At 67.5% G+C, this 18,093-nt stretch carries 16 protein-coding genes; 7 read left to right on the forward strand and 9 right to left on the reverse strand.

All coding sequences use genetic code 11. The features are described from left to right. The first annotated feature begins 7 nt into the window (after positions 1 to 7). Positions 8 to 1,138 carry a DmpA family aminopeptidase gene (locus WS70_RS22860; RefSeq protein WP_059469683.1) on the forward strand — a complete coding sequence of 377 codons (1,131 nt, stop codon included), beginning with the start codon at positions 8 to 10 and terminating at the stop codon, positions 1,136 to 1,138. Here the strand turns inward: WS70_RS22860 and WS70_RS22865 are convergent. From WS70_RS22865 to WS70_RS22875, 3 genes are all read right to left on the reverse strand, one after another. Then, a complete protein-coding gene (locus WS70_RS22865) occupies positions 1,129 to 2,778 on the reverse strand; it encodes a histidine-type phosphatase (protein WP_059596424.1) in 1,650 nt (549 codons plus the stop codon). The two genes, WS70_RS22860 and WS70_RS22865, sit on opposite strands and share 10 nt — an antisense overlap. Before the next feature lie 173 nt (positions 2,779 to 2,951). After that, complete coding sequence (locus tag WS70_RS22870; RefSeq protein ID WP_059469685.1) at positions 2,952 to 3,167, reverse strand: hypothetical protein; 216 nt, start codon at positions 3,165 to 3,167, stop codon at positions 2,952 to 2,954. A 126-nt stretch (positions 3,168 to 3,293) separates the two neighbouring features. Continuing rightward, a complete protein-coding gene (locus WS70_RS22875; RefSeq protein ID WP_059596423.1) occupies positions 3,294 to 5,519 on the reverse strand; it encodes an FUSC family protein in 2,226 nt (741 codons plus the stop codon). A 206-nt stretch (positions 5,520 to 5,725) separates the two neighbouring features. Between WS70_RS22875 and WS70_RS22880 the strand changes: the two genes are divergently transcribed. After that, positions 5,726 to 6,736, forward strand: a complete 1,011-nt coding sequence (locus tag WS70_RS22880; protein WP_059596422.1) for a LysR family transcriptional regulator — start codon at positions 5,726 to 5,728, stop codon at positions 6,734 to 6,736. Between the two features lie 354 nt (positions 6,737 to 7,090). Here the strand turns inward: WS70_RS22880 and WS70_RS22885 are convergent, their stop codons facing one another. Beyond that, the gene (locus WS70_RS22885; protein WP_059469688.1) at positions 7,091 to 7,393 is read right to left on the reverse strand and encodes a DUF4148 domain-containing protein; all 303 of its coding nucleotides are present in this window, start codon (positions 7,391 to 7,393) and stop codon (positions 7,091 to 7,093) included. Between the two features lie 67 nt (positions 7,394 to 7,460). Continuing rightward, positions 7,461 to 7,694: a hypothetical protein gene (locus WS70_RS32485; RefSeq protein WP_059469689.1), complete on the reverse strand. Its 234-nt coding sequence runs from the start codon at positions 7,692 to 7,694 to the stop codon at positions 7,461 to 7,463. A gap of 17 nt (positions 7,695 to 7,711) precedes the next feature. On the opposite strand from WS70_RS32485, the gene WS70_RS22895 reads away from it, so the two are divergent. The 5 genes from WS70_RS22895 to codA all read left to right on the forward strand — a co-directional run bounded on the left by WS70_RS22895 (position 7,712) and on the right by codA (position 13,726). Then, positions 7,712 to 8,866: a porin gene (locus WS70_RS22895; RefSeq protein ID WP_059469690.1), complete on the forward strand. Its 1,155-nt coding sequence runs from the start codon at positions 7,712 to 7,714 to the stop codon at positions 8,864 to 8,866. Positions 8,867 to 8,985: 119 nt separating this feature from the next. Beyond that, on the forward strand, positions 8,986 to 9,450 hold the full coding sequence (locus WS70_RS22900; protein ID WP_059469691.1) for a VOC family protein: 465 nt from the start codon (positions 8,986 to 8,988) through the stop codon (positions 9,448 to 9,450). Between the two features lie 529 nt (positions 9,451 to 9,979). After that, complete coding sequence (gene codB, locus WS70_RS22910) at positions 9,980 to 11,242, forward strand: cytosine permease (RefSeq protein ID WP_059469693.1); 1,263 nt, start codon at positions 9,980 to 9,982, stop codon at positions 11,240 to 11,242. 4 nt (positions 11,243 to 11,246) lie between these two features. Beyond that, positions 11,247 to 12,479 (forward strand): PucR family transcriptional regulator, encoded by a 1,233-nt coding sequence (locus WS70_RS22915; RefSeq protein ID WP_059596421.1) that lies wholly within the window; start codon positions 11,247 to 11,249, stop codon positions 12,477 to 12,479. Beyond that, positions 12,479 to 13,726, forward strand: coding sequence for a cytosine deaminase (gene codA, locus WS70_RS22920; protein ID WP_059469695.1), 1,248 nt, complete (start codon positions 12,479 to 12,481; stop codon positions 13,724 to 13,726). Before WS70_RS22915 ends, codA begins: the two co-directional genes overlap by 1 nt. 47 nt (positions 13,727 to 13,773) lie before the next feature. Here the strand turns inward: codA and WS70_RS22925 are convergent, their stop codons facing one another. The 4 genes from WS70_RS22925 to WS70_RS22945 form a co-directional block, all read right to left on the reverse strand. After that, entirely contained in the window at positions 13,774 to 15,078 is a 1,305-nt protein-coding gene (locus tag WS70_RS22925; protein WP_059596420.1) for an MFS transporter, read from the reverse strand. Between the two features lie 193 nt (positions 15,079 to 15,271). After that, on the reverse strand, positions 15,272 to 16,204 hold the full coding sequence (gene kce / locus WS70_RS22935) for a 3,5-dioxohexanoate:acetyl-CoA acetone transferase (RefSeq protein WP_059469697.1): 933 nt from the start codon (positions 16,202 to 16,204) through the stop codon (positions 15,272 to 15,274). Between the two features lie 51 nt (positions 16,205 to 16,255). After that, the gene (locus WS70_RS22940; protein ID WP_059596419.1) at positions 16,256 to 17,053 is read right to left on the reverse strand and encodes an SDR family oxidoreductase; all 798 of its coding nucleotides are present in this window, start codon (positions 17,051 to 17,053) and stop codon (positions 16,256 to 16,258) included. A gap of 162 nt (positions 17,054 to 17,215) precedes the next feature. Beyond that, entirely contained in the window at positions 17,216 to 17,932 is a 717-nt protein-coding gene (locus tag WS70_RS22945; protein ID WP_059469699.1) for a GntR family transcriptional regulator, read from the reverse strand. Between the last annotated feature and the right edge of the window lie 161 nt (positions 17,933 to 18,093).

Here is an 18,093-nt window from a genome sequence, read left to right on the forward strand (position 1 = left end):
CATCAGCATGCGCACACGAGATCTGGGCATCCGCATCGGCCGCGGCAAGCCGGGACGCTTCAACGCGATCACCGACGTCGCGGGCGTGCGGGTCGGGCATCACACGCTGCACGTCGATGCGGGCGACGCGTCGGCGCACACGGGCGTGACGGTGATCGAGCCGCGCGCCGGCCGAGCGCGCGACGAGCCTTGCTTCGCAGGCGTTCACGTGCTGAACGGCAATGGCGACGCGACCGGGCTCGAATGGATCCGCGAGGCGGGGCTCTTGACGACGCCGATCGCTTATACGAACACGCATGGCGTCGGCGTCGTGCGCGACGCGCTGATCGCGATCGAGCGCGCGCAGGGCGGCGCGCGCGATCGCGATCATGTGTACTGGTGCATGCCGGTCGTGATGGAGACCTTCGACGGACTCCTGAACGACATCTGGGGGCAGCACGTGCAAGCCGAACATGTTGCGCAGGCGCTCGCCGTCGCGTGTTCGGGGCCCGTCGAGGAGGGCTGCGTCGGCGGCGGCACCGGGATGATCTGCCACGAGTTCAAGGGCGGCATCGGCACCGCGTCGCGTGTCGTCGCCGATGCGTCGGGCGGCTGGACGGTCGGCGCGCTCGTGCAGGCGAATTACGGGCAGCGCGCCGCGCTGCGCGTCGCGGGCTACCCGGTCGGAGAAGTGCTGCGCGACGCGCATTCGCCGTTCAGCGAGCCTGCCGCGGCGGGCGAGCCCGGAATGGGCTCGATCGTCGTGACGCTCGCGACCGATGCGCCGCTGCTGCCGCATCAATGCACGCGGCTCGCGCAGCGCGCGAGCGTCGGCCTTGCGCGCGTCGGCGGCGGCACTGACAACTCGAGCGGCGACATCTTCGTCGCGTTCGCGACCGGCAACACCGGCTTGCCGGTCGCGAGCTACGGACGCTCGGGGCCGACGACGATCGGCGTGCGGATGGTCGCCGACGCGCACATCTCGGCGCTATTCGACGCGGCGGCGGAAGCGGTCGAGGAGGCGATCGTCAACGCGCTCGTGGCGGCGACCGGTCTCGCGGCGCGCGGCGTGCGCGTCGACGCGCTCGGTGCGGCGCGGCTCGTCGATGCGATGCGCGAGACCGGATGGCGGCCGCGCACGGGCGACGCTCAGCCGTAGCCGTGGCAACGCTTCAGGCCCGCGTAGTCGTAGAAGCGGCTGCCGGGCGCGATGCGCGCGTCGTCGCATGCGGCCTGGAAATCGGTCTCGCGCTCGTTGTACAGCATCTTCACGATGAGCCGTGAACCGTTGCGGTAAACGTCCCACTGCAGGTTCGCGGCCATCGGCGACACCGTCTCGCCGCGCCACGGGTTGCTCGCGTATGTGTAGGTCTGCGCCTGCGGCACGGGCGCGAATACACTTTTGAGCTTCAGGATCGACGCGAACGGAATCACGACTTCGGCATGCGTGAAGCGCAGCTTCGCCGCGTTCGTCAGGTCGCCGCGCGCGATCGCATCGATCTCGCCGAAGAAGTCGTCGACGAGCCCCTGCGCCATCCGGTACGTGACCGGATTCGCTTCGGCGATGCCTGGGCCTTTCTCGTAGAAATCCTCGGCGTCCTGAAGATAGGCGAGGTACTCGGCCTGCGGCGCGGCGATGTAGCGCTCCATCGCGACGCCGCCTGTCTCGGTCGTCATCGCGGGCGCGACCTGCAGCAGGTTGTACAGCACGTTAGCGGCGTCGGCGGCCGACTTGATCTTCGTCTTGCCGTCGCCCTTGATCGTGTTGCCGAACTTGCCGTCCGCCGACGCGAACGTATACGTGCCCGTGTTCGAGAACGTGTAGCCCGTCGTGCCGAGCTTCGCGACGAAATCGGGCGTCACGAGGCCGGCGAGCACCGTCTGCGCGACCTGTGTCGTCTGCGGCGACTGCGCGATCGCATCGAGCTTCGCGGTGACGACGGAATTGCTCCCGTACGCCTGATACGCGATGCTGTCGCGATAGATCGCGTAATACGGATCGGTCATCGACGTGACGAGATCGGTCGCGGGCTTCAGCGAGTGGAAGTACAGGAGAAAGCGGTTGACGCCCGCGGCTTGCGCGACGGGCGCGCCTTCCGGGTAGCCGGCCGGCGCGGGCGGCAGCGTGATCGACTGCGCGAGCGCGGGGCGCGCGGCGACGAGCGCGCCGGAGAAGTACGTCGAGCTGTCGACTGCGCGATCCTGGCCGGAATTGACGACGACGATCCTGCGCGGCGCGCTGCCGGCCGCCGCGCCCGCAACCGTGTCGAACAGCGCGGGCAGCCGCTGCAGCAGCCGCGCGGCGAGTTGCCGATGCTCGCGGATGCCGGCTTGCGTGAGATTGCCGTAACCGGGCGTCGAGATGCCCGCGACGCCGTAGCCGAGCAGCGCGTTCGCCTTCATCATCGTGAACGTGTCGGCCTTCAACTGCTGGCCGAGCGGCGTCAGCGCACCGTCGGCGTCGGCCTTCTGCAGCATGTCGTAAATCGCGCCGTCGTACTTGAAGCCGGACAGCCCGCGCGAGCCGTGGCGCGCGACCATCTCCGTATAGACGGGTGCGTAACCCGCGGGCGGCGCTTCGTAGGTCGATGCGTCCTGCTGCGGACGATAAGGCGTCTTCGTCTGATAGTAGGTGGGTGTCGCCGATGCCGGGGACGGTGCCGACGCGGGTGCATCAGGCGTCGGGTTCGGCTGCGCGGACGGCGGCGAGCCGTCGTCGTTCGCGTCATCGGCGCCGCAAGCGGCGAGCGCGGCGCACAGCAGGGTTGGAGCGAGAAGGCGGGAGAGGCGACGTTTCATCGACACGGAGGAGCGAAGGCTGATCGGCTTGAAGGCACCGCCGCTCGTCGAGACGTTGCGCGGACGGTGAATCGAGCGCGCAGTCTCGCAAAGGAATTTGACAGCTTGAAGTCATGAAACGGAAAGCTCTTCGCGAGCTTTCCGTGCAGGCGGGAGCGCGGCGCGCACGACGCTCAACTGCCGAAGTAGATGTTGCAGAAGCTGACCGGGCCGACGCATTCGTTCGGGTCTTTGCGGTCTTGATGGGCGGCGGGGACGCGGCCGGCGGATTGCACGGTCTCGGTGCGGTTCGCCGGTTGCCGGCCCGCGTCGGCGGCGGGTTGCGCGTGAGCAGCGGCCATGACGGCAGACAGCGACAGCGCGACGACGGCGATTTGCAGCGACTTCATTTGAATTTCTCCTTGAGGTTTTCCGTCTTGCGTGACGGTGATGAAACTATATGACTCGGATCGGATTGGATTAATCGGCCGGCCTGGGGAGCTTCTTTCCATTTCGCACAACGATCGTTCGGTGCGTCAGCCGCGCCTTGCGCGCTCGCGCTCGCGGGCGCGCGCGCCGCGATTGAATGGCGCGTCCTGGTCGATCAGCGCGCAGCGGATGAAGTGCAGGCAGCTCACGATGCGCTGCATCTGCCGGCGCTCGTCGGGCACCGCATACCACAGGTGCTGCGTGTGCTGGACCGCGCGGATCGCGAGATTGACCGACTTCAGCGCGCGCGCGAGCCGATGCGCGTCGGGCGTCTCGAAGAGCGGCGGCAGCGCCTCGCGCACCGCGTCGATCAGGACGGTCCAGCGCAGCGCCTGCGCGGGCTGCGCGGCCGTGAACGACTGCATCTCGCGGCGCAGGTCGATCACCGCGTGGCCGACTTCGAGCGTCGCGAGCATCCAGTGCAGCGCGTCGCGATGTCGTCGCGAGCGCTTCATCAGCAGGTTGCGCAGCTGCGACATCAGATCGTGCGAGCTCGACTGGAAGCGCTGGTCGAGGCCTTGCAGCGGGCCGTCGCACGCGAGCGTGACCTGGCGGCGCAAGTCGCGCGTGATCCGGCCGGTGAGCCACGGCATCTCTGCGGGGAAGATCACCGCGAACGCGAGCGACGCGGCGAGCATCGACGCGACGAGCGCAAGCCCGTTGTTCATCAGCGCGTCGGGAGCGTAGGCGATTACATTGTCGGGCCCCGCGAGCAGGCAGAAGAACACGACGAAGCCGATCCCGTAGCCGGACTTGCCGGGGCGTGTCGCGAGATACGCGCCCGCCGCGAGCGTGGGGGCGAGCGTCACGCACAGCAGCGGAAAGCCATCGATGTTCGGATACACGTAGCAGATGTACAGATAGCCCGCGATCGTCGCGAGCGCCGCGCCCGCGGCCATCTGCGCGACGAAGCGGCTCGCGCGCGGCGCGGTCGAGCTGAGCGCGCACGCGATCGCGGTGCCGATCACCGCGAGCCCGCCGCTCGACCATTCGGATGCGATCCAGAACGCGCTCATCGCGCCCATCGCGGCGAGCGTGCGCAGGAACGTGAAGCCGACGAAGTAGCGGTTGGTCTTCACCGCGTAGCGCGTGACCGAGCGCTCGAGCACGTGGCTGTCGAGCGCGAGCGACGCATGTGTCTCCGCATAGCCGAGGAAATCGTCGACGAAGCGGTAGAGCAGCTCGATCGCGGTGTCGAAGTCGAGCACGCCGGCGCTCGCGAGCGTCTCGACCGCGCGCCGCGACGCGCGCGCGCGCTTCGGCAGCGCGGCGAGATACGCGCTCAGCTCGACGAGCGCCGGCGCGGGCGGGCTCGCTTGCGCCGCGCGCTGCCGCGCGAGATCGTCACGCAGCGCGGACAGCACGGCCGGCAGCGCATCGACGTGCGGGGCGATCGCCGCGAGCACTTCGACCGCACGGTTCGCGCGCAGCCGCCTGAGCAACTGATGGAATGCATGGAGCCGTGCGCACGCGTTCATGAACTCGCTGTTCAGTCGCGCGAGCCGCCGGCTGCGCGCGCGGATGTGCGGATCCTCAAACGATGCGAACGCGCGCGTCGCCTCGAAGCCGACGATGCCGTCGACGAAATCGGCGAAGCGCCGCTCGAAATCGCTGCGTTCGACGGAGCCGGCCAGCGTGCTCGCGGCGAACGCGACGAAATCGGCGTGCCGGCCGTTCAGCGAGCGCATCAGCGCGTCGCTCGAGCTGACGGGAAACACGAGCGCGCTGACCGCGCCCGAGCAGAAGATGCCGACCGCGACTTCGGCCGCGCGCGTGAGCGCGGACAGGAACAGCGTGTTCGGCGCCATCACCGCGGGCAGGCCGATCAGCGCGGCGGTATAGCCGGCGAGCACGTAGCCGTACCAGCGGAAGTGCCGGTTGCGCACGGCGGCCGCGATGCAGCCCGCGACCCACAGCGTGATGCCCGCCATGTAGAGCTCCGGCTGCTGCGCGAACAGGCCGCCCAGCGCGAGCGCGGCGGCGAGCCCGACGCCCGTGCCGACGATGCGATAGAAGCTCTTCGCGAACACCATCCCGCTCATCGGCTGCATCAGCACGAACACGGTCGTCATCGCGATTCGCGGCTGCGACAGGTCGAGCAGCATCGCGATGCCCATCGCGAGCAGCGCGGCTGTGACCGTCTTCGCGAGATGCAGCCAGACGAGGCCGTCGCGGCCCGCCCAGTCGCACGCGAGCCTGCCGACGCTTCGCAGCCGCTCCTGCCATCGTTGCGGGTCGATGAGGATTCGCTGTAGCGTGGGCTCGTGCTTCATGGCTTGTGGCAGTGCTTCTGGCAGACGCATATCGAGGGCCTCCGGCCTGCGCGACGATGCCAGTCCCGGCCGGAGAGGCGCCGATTGTAGGAGCCGCGCGCCCGCGTATTAACGCAACTGCGGGGAAACCTTAGTTGCCGTGGCGGCAACAATGCGCGTGTCCCGCTGGAGGACAATATCGACTCTTCGGAATGTTTTGGACACGAATGGATACGTTACAGAACATGCGGGTGTTCGCTCGCGTGGTGGAGGCAGGCAGCTTCACGGCAGCCGCGCAATCACTGAATTCGACGACGGGCGCGATGTCGCGCGCGGTGTCCGAGCTCGAGGCCCGGCTGCGCACGCGCCTGATGAACCGCTCGACGCGGCGTCTCGCGTTGACGCCCGCCGGCGAGCGCTATCTGCTGCGTTGCCGGCAGATTCTCGCGGACGTCGATCAGGCGGAAGAAGATGCGAGCCGCGCGCACGAGCGACCCGCCGGCGTGCTGCGGATGCATAGCTTCGCGAGCATCGGCCAGCATTACGTATTGCCCGCGCTGACCGCATACCGCGGCCAGCATCCGGACGTGTCGATCGAGCTCACGCTGTCGCAGCGGATGCCGGACCTGTTCGACGGATCGAGCGACATGGCGGTCGTGACCGCGTCGTCGCTGCCCGATTCCGAGCTCGTGTCGCATCTGCTCGGCTCGACGTTCAGCATTCTGTGCGCGACGCCCGCGTATCTGCGCGCGCACGGCGCGCCGCGCGCCCCGCGCGATCTCGCGCGGCACGCGTGCCTGACGCTGCGCACGCCCGCGTTCCCGACGCACGAATGGCTGCTCGAAGGGCCGAACGGCACCGAGGAGATCAAGGTCGACGGTCCGGTGCAGACCAATACCGCCGAATCGCTCGCGGTCGCGATCCGCGCGGGGATCGGCATAGGCATGCTGCCGCTCTATGCGGCGATCGAAGACCTGCGCTGCGGCAATCTCGTGCGTGTGCTGCCCGCGCATCGGCTGCAGAAGATGAACGTCTATGCGCTCTATCCGTCGCGCCGTTTCATCGATGCAAAGGTGCGGACCTGGGTCGACGCGCTGCGCTTCCACATGCCGAAGATGATTGCGCGCGACGAAGCGATGCTGGCGGCGATCGGCGCGGAGGCGTCCGACGCGACGCAAAGCACGATCGCCGTGGCGCTCGACGTCGGCCTCGAATCGACGCACGCGCTCAGTCATTGATCGAGCTTTCGGTGGCGGCGGGACGCGCTGCCTCGCCGTTCCGGATGGACGGCGGCGCGTCGCGTATCGTGTCGCTTGCGGGCTTGGCGTGTTGCATTGTCGTGTCGAGAGCGGGACGTTGCGCGGCGCGGTCGAGGGTGGGTTGGATTCGCTGCATGTTCGCGTCGTCATTGCATCGTCATTGACCAGGCGATGAAACGATGTGCGAGTGGACCGGTTGCGCAATGCAACGGCGAGGCAGCGAAATAATGAAGCGGCAAACAGCAAACAGCAAACAGCAAAGAGACGATGCATCGCGCATCGCCTCTTCTTCCGTGATGTCTCCTTGCCCGACGTCTCCCGAGCGACGCTCGCTTATTGCGCGTTCGCCGCCGGCTTGCCGGCCTGCGTGGCACCCGCGACAGCCGGACCGTGCGCGGACTCGGCGGCCTTGCGCGCGGCGAGACGTTTCGCTTCGAGACGGCGCTGCGCAGCCTGGATGTCGTCCGGATAGGTCGTCTCGTTGCCGCGCGACGGCTGATAGCCGACCGATTCCAGATCGGCGAGCTCCTGAATGACTTGCGCGCGCGTGAGCGAGCCGTTCGCTGATTGGGCAAACGAGACGACCGGTGCGGCGAGCACGAGTGCGGTGGCAACGGTGACGACGATCGATTTCAAGATGACCTCCAGTGTGATTCGGTTCGATGCAGTTCGCGATGGACGATCCGAACTGACGAAGCAAAGTCTACGCAGCGGCCGCGCGTGGAAAAACCGGCGGCGCCGGTACGCAGCCTTCCAGATCGCACAACACTGAAAAGCAGAAGGGCGCGTCACGCAGCCAATCGGGGTGCGGTTGCGTGACGGAAATGTGTCCGTTCGTTCCGGCCTGCGCAAAGAAGCGCTGCGCGCCGGGCCGCTGATCCGGGACGGACGAATCCCTACACTCGATCGTCGTCGGATCGAGTCGTTTCATTTCCATCAACAAGGAGTTTCGTTGTGAAAAACATCCGGTTTGCATGCGCGACCGCAGGGGTCCTGGCCGCGACGGCCGCACACGCACAGAGCTCGGTCACGCTGTACGGGCTGATCGACGCGGGGATCATGTATACGAACAACGTCGCGAGCGGCAACGCGCACGGCGGCCTCGTGCAGGCGACGACGGGCGCCGTCAACGGCAGCCGCTTCGGCGTGCGCGGCGCCGAGGATCTCGGCGGCGGCCTGAAGGCGCTGTTCGTGCTGGAGAACGGCTTCAACGACGAAAACGGCAAGCTCGGCCAGGACGGCCGGCTGTTCGGCCGCTTCGCGTACGTCGGGCTGTCGGACAATCGTTTCGGCACCCTGACGATCGGCCGGCAGTACGATTCGCTCGTCGATTTCGTCGCGCCGCTGTCGGCGACGGCGGGCACGTTCGGCGACGCGAGCTTCGCGCATCCGTTCGACAACGACAACCTGAACCACTCGCTGCGAATCAGCAACGCGCTGAAGTACACGAGCAACACGTACGCGGGCTTCAAGTTCGGCGGCATGTACGCGATGTCGAACAGCACCGATTTCGCAACGAACCGCGCATACAGCTTCGGCGCAAGCTACACGCGCGGCCCGCTGAACGTCGCAGCCGGCTACTTGCAGATCAACGGCTCGAAGGGCGCGACCGCGAGCAGCCCGGGCGCGGTCGACGTCGTCGAACCGGCGGCGAACGGCAAGGGCGGCTTCTCGCTCGGCGCGGACCGGATGCGCTCGTACGGCGGCGGCGTCGACTACGCGTTCGGCCCGGCGACGGTCGGCTTCGTATACACGCGCGCCGAATACGAGAACACCGCGTCGTTCGGCTCGACGGGCGGCACGGTCCGCTTCGACAACTACGAGCTGAACGGAAAGTACCAGGTGACGCCCGCGTTCAGCGTCGGCGCCGCGTACACGTATACGGATGGCCACGTCGACGACACCGTCAAGTACGGTTCCGATCCGAAATGGCATCAGGTCGATCTGCAGGCCGTGTACCGTTTGTCGCTGCGCACCGACGTTTATCTCGAAGGAATGTATCAGCACGCATCGGGACGCAACTACGTGGCGATGATCAACACCGCGGGCGGCGCGTCGTCGACGGGGAATCAGGTCGTCGCGGCAGTCGGTTTTCGTACGCGCTTCTAACGATTCCGGCGGCGCGGCGCGGCGTGCGCAGCCGAGCGACGGAGCCCGAATCTATGGCTTGACAGGGCATGCGGCTTTGACGAAAGTGATTTCCCGTCAACGCCGAAGGAGCCGTTCAAATGCATGCCACATTCCGTCGTCCGTCGTTCAGCAGTGCGGTGTTCTACCGCGATCCGCGCGTCGCGCTCGAATGGCTCGAACGCGCGTTCGGCTTTACGCGCAGCCTGGTCGTCAACGATGCGGAGGGACGCATCGCGCACGCCGAGATGTCGTTCGGCGAAAGCGTCGTGATGATCGGCGCCGGCGGTTGGAGCGACTTCGCCGTCAGCCCGTCGTTGCTCGACGGCAAGAACACGCAATGCGTGCACGTACAGCTCGAGTCCGGCATCGACGCGCATTGCGAGCGGGCCCGCGCGGCGGGCGCCGTCATCCTGCAAGAGCCCGCCGATCAGTTCTACGGCGACCGCACGTACCGCGCTCGCGATCCTGAGCGACATGTCTGGACGTTCGGCCAGACGGTGCGCCGCGTTTCGCGAGAAGAAGCCGAGCAGCGCAGCGGGCTGACGATCGAAGGCTGGAAGTGAAAGCGGCGTGACGATGCGGCGTGCAGTTCGCACGGCGCATCGTTTCGTCTATCCGCGTCAAACCGTCACGCCGTTGCGTCGCCGCGAGAACGCGGCGTCGTTCCTAGTCTTCAAATCGATGTCCGTCTCGCGGGCAATCGGCCGCGCGCGGCGGCCCCGCACGTTCGCCGCCCGGCGTCGTCTCCACGTTTATCGGCGGGCTTTTCAGCACGCACGCCATGCCCGATTTCAACGGAATATGTCCGTCAAAATTCAGACATAATCGGCAATTTTTAAACGTAGAGGTGAATCGGTTATTGCGGCCCGAAATACTTCCATTTAATCGCATTATCGCGTTAAGCGATTTGCACAGTAGAATGGCGGCCGAGTGGCGGTATGATGCACGTCGCTTGTGCAAGGTGAATGACGAAGATTGTCCGCTTTGCAATATTCGAGTTCGATTTCGGTATGGATTGTCCGAATCGGGATGCGGCGGCCTTATTGACCGTGCATCATCCGTTCACGCTGGAATGCTGGAGACCAATAAACGATGGCGACACGGGGCGAATTCTCATTGAGCGAAGTGCCGGCGCACGAGCGCAAAGGCGTGCTGTCGATCACGATGGTGCTGCTCAGCTTCACGTTTTTCACGGGCACGATGTTCGCGGGCGGCAAGATCGGCGTCGCGTTTCGCGTCGTCGACATGTTGTGGGTCGCGGTTGTCGGCAACCTGCTGCTCGCTGTCTACGCGGCGGCGCTCGCGTTCGTCGCGTCGCGCAGCGGTCTGAACTCGGTGCTGATGGGGCGCTTCTGCTTCGGCGAGGTCGGCAGCAAGCTGTCCGACTTCCTGCTCGGCTTTGCCGAGCTCGGCTGGTATGCATGGGGCACCGCGACCGTCGCAATCGTGCTCGTCAAGCTGCTCGGCTGGCCCGCGTCGGTCACGACGCCGCTGATGGTGCTGTTCGGGTTCGGCTTCGCGATCACCGCGATCGTCGGCTATCGCGGGATGGACGCGCTGTCGCGCGTGTCGGTGCCGCTGATGTTCGTGCTGCTCGTCGTGTCGATGTGGATCGCGACGCGCGACGTCGGCGGCTGGCCCGGCCTCGCGAAGATCGTGCCGACGCAGCCGATGAGCTTCGCCGCCGCGGTCACGATGGTGTTCGGCACGTTCGCGAGCGGCGCGACCCAGGCGACCAACTGGACGCGGCTCGCGAAGAGCGGCCGCGCGGCCGTCGCCGCGAGCATGATCGGCTTTTTCGTCGGCAACGGCCTGATGATCGTCGCGGGCGCGTATTGCGCGATCGTCTATCAGCAGCCGGACATCGTCGAAGTGATGATGCTGCAAGGGCTGTCGATCGCGGCCGTCGTGATGCTCTGCATGAACCTGTGGACGATCCAGGGGCCGACGATCTACAACGTGTCGGCGGCCGCGTGCCATTTGCTGCGCACCGAGCGTCGCCGCGCGCTGACGCTCGTCGGCGCGGCGGTCGGCATCGTGCTCGCGATCGGCGGCATGTACGAACTGTTGATTCCGTTCCTGATCTTGCTCGGCTCGATCATCCCGCCCGTCGGCGGCGTGATCCTCGCGGACTTCTGGTATCGCCACCGCGGCCGCTATCCGGCGATCGCGACCGCGCCGCTGCCGCGCTTCAACGTCGCGGGGCTCGCCGCGTATGCGATCGGCGCGGCGCTCGCGTATGCGTCGCCGTGGATCGCGCCGCTCGTCGGCATTGCCGCGTCGTCGCTCTGCTACATCGTGTTCGTGCAGGTCGCGAGCCGCATCGCGCGTGCGCCGTCGATCCAGGGGGAGTGAAGCGATGAGTCTGACCGTCAGCGAGATCCTGCAACTGCCCGGCCTCGAAGAGCTCGAGCTGCGCGCGGGTGAGCGCGGCGTGCAGCGGCCGGTGCGCTGGTACTACGTCGCCGAGAACGAAGGCATCGCCGACTGGGTGATGGGCGGCGAGCTCGTGTTCGTCACCGGGATCAATCATCCGCGCGACGAGGCGAACCTGCTGCAATTGATTCGCGAAGGCGCGAAGAGCGGCATCGCCGGGATGGTGATCCTCACGGGCGAGGCGTTCATCCGCCGCATTCCCGATTCGGTCGTCGCGCTCGCCGAGCAGCTCGGGATTCCGCTGATCGAGCAGCCGTATCTGCTGAAGATGGTGATCGTCACGCAGCTGATCGGCACAGCGCTCGTGCGACACGAGAATACGCTGCGCTCGCAGCGCGACATCGTCAACCAGCTGCTGACGGGCGATTACCCGAGCATCGACATCGCGGCCCATCGCGCGCGCAACCTGCAGCTCGCGCTCGACCGGCCGCGCCGCGTCGTCGCGCTCAGGCTCGCGGGCGTGCCCGCGCTCTTCGACGGCCGCGATCCGGCCGCGGCCGAGACGCTGCTGCAGGATGCGCGGCGGACCGTCCAGCGCGGTCTCGACGACTGGCTGCGCGACGAGAACGGCGCGCTGCCCGTCGTCGAGCAGGGCGAACTGTTCGTGCTGCTGCTGCCGTGCGACGATCCGCGCTTTCGGAAGAGCAAGCTCGCGCTCGGCGCGCTGCGCGACGCGCTGAGCCGGCAAATCGGCCCGCTCGCGCTGTTCATCGGGATTTCGTCGACGGTCGGCGCCGCGGGCCATTACTGCCGCGGGCTCGCCGAGGCGCGGCAGGCGCTCGGCGTCGCCGAAGGGATGCGGCCGGGGCAGGGCCTGTGCGATTACAGCGAGCTCGGCGTGCTGAAGCTGCTTGCGGCGATTCCCGATCCGACGCTGATCGACAGCTTCGTGAAGGAAACGCTCGGTAATCTGCTCGACAGCAACCGCAAGCACCCGACGATGCTGATCGAGACGCTCGAGGCGCTGCTTCAGGAAAACGGCAATGCGATCAAGACGGCCGAGCAATTGGCGATCCATCGCAACACGCTCAATCACCGGCTGCGCAGGATCGAGACGCAGTCGGGGCAATCGCTCGCCGATCCGTATTTTCGGTTGAACGCGTCCGTCGCGCTGCTCGCGTGGCGGATGTCGGACACGCAACGACAGGAGTTCTGATGAAGCTCATCAACGCGACGCTGCGCAAGCGCAGCGGTCTTTTCAGCATCGCGCTCGACGGCGGCGCGATCGCGAGCGTCACGCCGCAGTCGGCGCGCGTCGCCGCGCAGGGCGCGGACGATATCGACGTCGAAGGCCGGCTCGTGATTGCGCCGCTCGTCGAGCCGCACATCCATCTCGACGCGGTGCTGACGGCGGGCGAGCCCGAATGGAACATGAGCGGCACGCTGTTCGAAGGCATCGAGCGATGGTCGCAGCGCAAGGCGACGATCACGCACGAGGACACGAAGACGCGCGCGCACGCGGCGATCGCGATGCTGCGCGATCACGGGATCCAGCACGTGCGCACGCACGTCGACGTCACCGATCCGACGCTTGCCGCGCTGAAGGCGATGCTCGAAGTGAAGGACGAGGCGCGCGGCCTGATCGATCTGCAGATCGTCGCGTTTCCGCAAGAAGGGATCGAATCGTTCGACGGCGGCCGCAGGCTGATGGAGCAGGCGATCGAGATCGGCGCGGACGTCGTCGGCGGCATCCCGCACTTCGAGAACACGCGCGAACAGGGCGTGAGCTCGATCCGGTTCCTGATGGATCTCGCCGAGCGCACCGGCTGCCTCGTCGACGTGCATTGCGACGAGACCGACGATCCGAACTCGCGCTTTCTCGAAGTGCTCGCCGAGGAAGCGCGCGTGCGCGGGCTCGGCGCGCGCGTGACGGCGAGCCACACGACCGCGATGGGCTCGTACGACAACGCGTATTGCTCGAAGCTGTTCCGCTTGCTGAAGCGCTCGGACATCAACTTCATCTCGTGTCCGACCGAGAGCATCCATTTGCAGGGCCGCTTCGACACGTTCCCGAAGCGCCGCGGCGTCACGCGCGTCGCCGAGCTCGACCATGCGGGGATGAACGTGTGCTTCGGGCAGGATTCGATTCGGGATCCTTGGTATCCGCTCGGCAACGGCAACATCCTGCGCGTGCTCGACGCGGGGCTGCACATCTGCCACCTGATGGGCTATCAGGATCTCGCGCGCAGCCTCGACTTCGTCACCGACCACAGCGCGCGGACGATGCATCTCGGCGAGCGCTACGGGATCGAGCCGGGACGGCCCGCGAATCTCGTCGTGCTCGACGCGAGCGACGACTACGAAGTGCTGCGGCGGCAGGCGAAGGCGCTGCTGTCGATTCGCGGCGGCGACGTGATCATGCGCCGGGTGCCCGAGCGCATCGACTATCCGGTCGTACGCTGACGCACGGCGGCGGCGGGGCATATGCGTTCCGTCGCCGCCGTGCGCCGTCATTCGTGCCCGTGCTTGAGCCGCAGGCTCGCGAATGCGGCGACGACGAGCGCGATCGCGAGGAACGCGAGGCCGTTCTTCGCGTTGCCGGTCACTTGCTCGATCGTGCCGACGACGGTCGGGCCGACGAAGCCGCCGAGCAGGCCGCATGTGTTGACGAGGCCGAGCCCGCCCGCGAGTGCGCTGCCGGACAGCCGTGACGCGGGGAACGTGAACACGATCGACTGCACGACGAAGAACATCGACGCGGCGACGCACACGCTGAGGAGCGCGGCCGCGGGCTGCGCATACGCCGCGCAGACGAGTCCCGCCGCCATCACGACGAGCCCCGCGCACAGCATCCGCCGCGACTGCGACGAGTCGCGCGCGAAGCGCGGCAGCGTCGCCGCGCCGAGCGCCGCGGCGATCCACGGCATCGCGGCCAGCAGGCCGATGACGATGGGCGTGAAGCGCCCCGATTCGCCGATGATGCCGGGCAGGAAGAAGATCATCGTGTAGATCGTCAGTTGATGGCAGAAATACACGAAGATCGCGAGCCAGATCTGCGGATCGCGCAGCGCGATGCCGAACGTATGCGTCCCGTGCGCGGACGCGCCCTCCGCCTGTTCGCTCGCGAGCGTGCGTTCGAGCGCGCGGCCGACTTCGGGCGCGAGCCAGCGCGCGTCGCTCGGCCGGTCCGGCAGGCGGGTCCAGACGACGAATGCAAGCGCGATCGCCGGAATGCCTTCGATCATGAACAACCATTGCCAGCCGTGCAGCCCGAGCGCGCCGTCGAGTTCGAGCAGCGCGCCCGCGAGCGGGCCACCGACGATGTTCGCGATGCACACGCCGAGCAGAAAATAGCCGGTCGCGCGTGCGCGTTCCTCGCGGCCGAACCAGTAGGTCAGATACAGCATCACGCCGGGAAAGAGCCCGGCCTCGGCGGCGCCGAGCATGACGCGCATCGCATAGAACGACGTTTCGCCGCGCACGAGCGCCATCGCGACCGACAGCGCGCCCCACGTGATCATGATTCGTGTGATCCAGAACCGCGCGCCGACGCGATGCATGATCAGATTGCTCGGGATCTCGAAGAGTGCGTACGTGACGAAGAAGAGTCCCGCGCCGAGACCGTAGGCGGCCGACGAAATGCCGAGATCGACGCCCATCGAATGCTTCGCGAACGCGATGTTCGTGCGATCGAGGAAGCTGATCACGTATGCGGTGATGAGCAGCGGCATCAGCTTGCGGAACAGCAGGCGGTTCAGCGACGCGCGGGCGTCGCCGGCGGGCGGACAGAGAGCTTCGGCGTGGTGAGCGGACATGGGTGCGACTCCGGTGGGAACGAGCCGGAGCGCACGGCAAGCACGGCGCTCCGCGTTCAGATGACGGGCAGATGCGCAGGTCGCGCGCCGGCGGCGCTCGTCGGGAGCGGGGCGAAAGGCGGCCTGCCGGGCATCGGCTTGCGCCGATGCCGCGTTTCTGCGCTTGCTTGTCGAATGGTCGGGCGGCGCGTCGTCAGAAGTTGACCGCGTCGCCGCCCTTGAGCGCGAGCATCGCGCGCGCGTCGGCGGGCGTCGCGATCTCGAGCGACAATCCTTCGAGCACCTGACGAATCTTGCGCACCTGGGCGGCGCTCGATTCGGCGAGCTTGCCCGGCGCGATCCACAGCGAATCCTCGAGGCCGACGCGCACGTTCGCGCCCTGCGCGGCGCCGATCGTCGCGAGCGGAATCTGGTTCTTGCCCGCGCCGAGGATCGACCACACGTAGTCGCCGCCGAACAGGCGGTCGGCCGTGCGGCGCATGTGCGCGAGATCTTCCGGATGCGCGCCGATGCCGCCGAGGAGGCCGAACACGCTCTGGATGAAGAACGGCGGCTTCGCGAGCCCGCGATCGACGAAGTGCGCGAGGTTGTACAGGTGCGAGAGGTCGTAGCACTCGAATTCGAAGCGCGTGCCGTTCGCGCCGCAGCTCGTCAGGATCGTCTCGATGTCCGCAAAGGTGTTCTTGAACACGAGGTCGCGGCTTTTCTCCAGATGCTCGCGTTCCCACGGATGTCTGAATTCGCGGAACCGCTCGAGCATCGGATAGAGGCCGAAGTTCATCGAGCCCATGTTCAGCGACGCGACCTCGGGCTGGAAATGATGCGCGGGACGCAGCCGCTCCGCGACCGTCATGTGCGGGCTGCCGCCCGTCGTGATGTTGATCACCGCGCCGGTGCGCGCCTTGATGCGCGGCAGGAATTCGGCGAACACGGCCGGGTCTTGCGTCGGCCGGCCGTCGGCCGGATCGCGCGCGTGCAGGTGCAGGATCGCCGCGCCGGCTTCGGCGGCCGCGACCGCCGCTTCCTCGATCTCGCGCGGCGTCACGGGCAAGTGCGGCGACATCGACGGCGTGTGGATCGCGCCCGTCGGCGCGCAGGTGATGATGACTTTGCGGGTGCTGGCCACGTTAGGGCTCCTTTCGATGCTCGACCGTGAATGGCGATGGTTGATGGCGCGTCAGAGCGCCTCGACGTTGCCGCAGACGGAAATCGCCTGCCCGGAAATCCCGTGGCCGCCCGGCGAGCAGAGGAACAGCGCCGTCGCGGCGATCTCGTCCGGGTCGGTCATTCGCCGCAGCGAGATCTTCTCGAGATAGCGCGCTTCCATCCGATCGTAGTCGATGCCGAGCTGCGCGGCCCGCGCTTCGATCACGCGGCGCATCCGCGGGCCGCGGACGATGCCCGGCTGGATCGCGTTCACGCGGATGCCGAGCGGGCCGAGTTCGATCGCGAGGCTTTTCACGAGGCCGACGACCGCCCATTTGGTCGCCGAGTACGGCGTGCGGAACGCATAGCCCAGGCGTCCCGCGACCGACGACAGCGCGATGATCGCGCCGCCGTGCGGCGCGTCGCGCAACAGCGGCACCGCGCGCCGCGCGAACTGGAACTGCGCGTTCAGGTTGATCGCGACCGTCTGCTCCCATTGCGCGGGATCGATTTCGTCGATGCCGCCCGTCGGTCCGGCGATGCCGGCGTTGTTGACGAGCACGTCGAGCCCGCCGAGCGTTTGCACGACGTCGGCGAACACGCGCTCGACGGCGGCCGGATCGGCGACGTCGGCGAGCGTCGTGCCGAGCGCGGCGCGCGACGGGCGGTCCGCAAGCCCGGCGAGCGCCTTCTCGGATGCGTCGCAGACGTGAACCTTGCCGCCGCATTCGGCGAACGCGTCGGCGATCGCGAGCCCGATGCCGGACGCGCCGCCCGTCACGAGTACGCGCAGACCGGCGTATGGCTTCAGTAGATCGAGTGCGGCCATGAGTGTCTGTCTCCAGTGATGTCTGTGGTTTTTTTGTGATGTCGCCGTGGTTTCCTCGGCGATCTGCAATCGGCGATCGTCGATCGCTCGCCGCGCCGCCGATGACGGCCCGGATGTGCGACGGGCGGCGCGCCGCGCGGCTTGCCTCGAAGGCTGCACCGCTTATTCGTTCGCGAGCCGGCGCGGCCCGAGTCGTTCGCGTTCGGCCGCGAGCGTCGCGGCGAGATCGTGCGCGGCGCCGCCGATGTCGAGCGCGATGCCCGCGCGCACGCCCGCGCCGTCGCGGCGCTCGAGCGCGTCGACGATCGCGCGGTGCGCGTCCATCGAGCGCCGCATGTGCGGGACGTCGAGCGCGACCATGTTCAGGAACGGGCCGATTCGCATCCAGAGGTTCTGGATGATCGCGCGCGTGCTCTCGCTCGCGCCGTGCGCGTAGATCGCGCTGTGGAACGCGAAGTTGCTTTGCAGGTACGCGCGGCTTCGGCCGGCTTCGACGTGCGCATTCATCGTCTCGCAGATGCGCCGCACTTCGGCGATCTGCGCGTCGGTCATCCGCGTCGCCGCGCGCTCGGCGACGCAGCCTTCGAGCGCGATCCGCACGTCGCGCAGCTCGCCCAGCATCTCGACCGTCATCGGCGGCACGACGAGCGCGCGGTTCGGGCCGTCGACGAGCGCACGCTCCGCGCGCAGACGCGTGAGCGCGGCGCGGACCGGCATCGTCGACGAGCCGACCGCCTCGGCGACGCTGCGCAGGCTGAGCGCCTGGCCGGGAGCGAAGCGGCCGCTCATCAGCGCCTGGCGGAGTTGCTGATAGACCTTGTCGGCCATCGTTTCCTGTTCGATGGCCTTGAGGGCGGGGGGGACGATGCGCGGCGCCAAAACGGACTCCTCGGGGTTTGATATGTGATCCGTGATCACACTTGCCATGTCATGCAGTGTTGTCGATGCGATGCGAGGAGTCAAGCGCGCGGCGATCAGGGAAAACGCGGGGGTCGTCGTGCCGACGCATCGAGCGAGACGTCGCTTCGGCGCGGTGCGGG

This window comes from Burkholderia mayonis, assembly GCF_001523745.2.
Classification (GTDB): domain Bacteria; phylum Pseudomonadota; class Gammaproteobacteria; order Burkholderiales; family Burkholderiaceae; genus Burkholderia; species Burkholderia mayonis.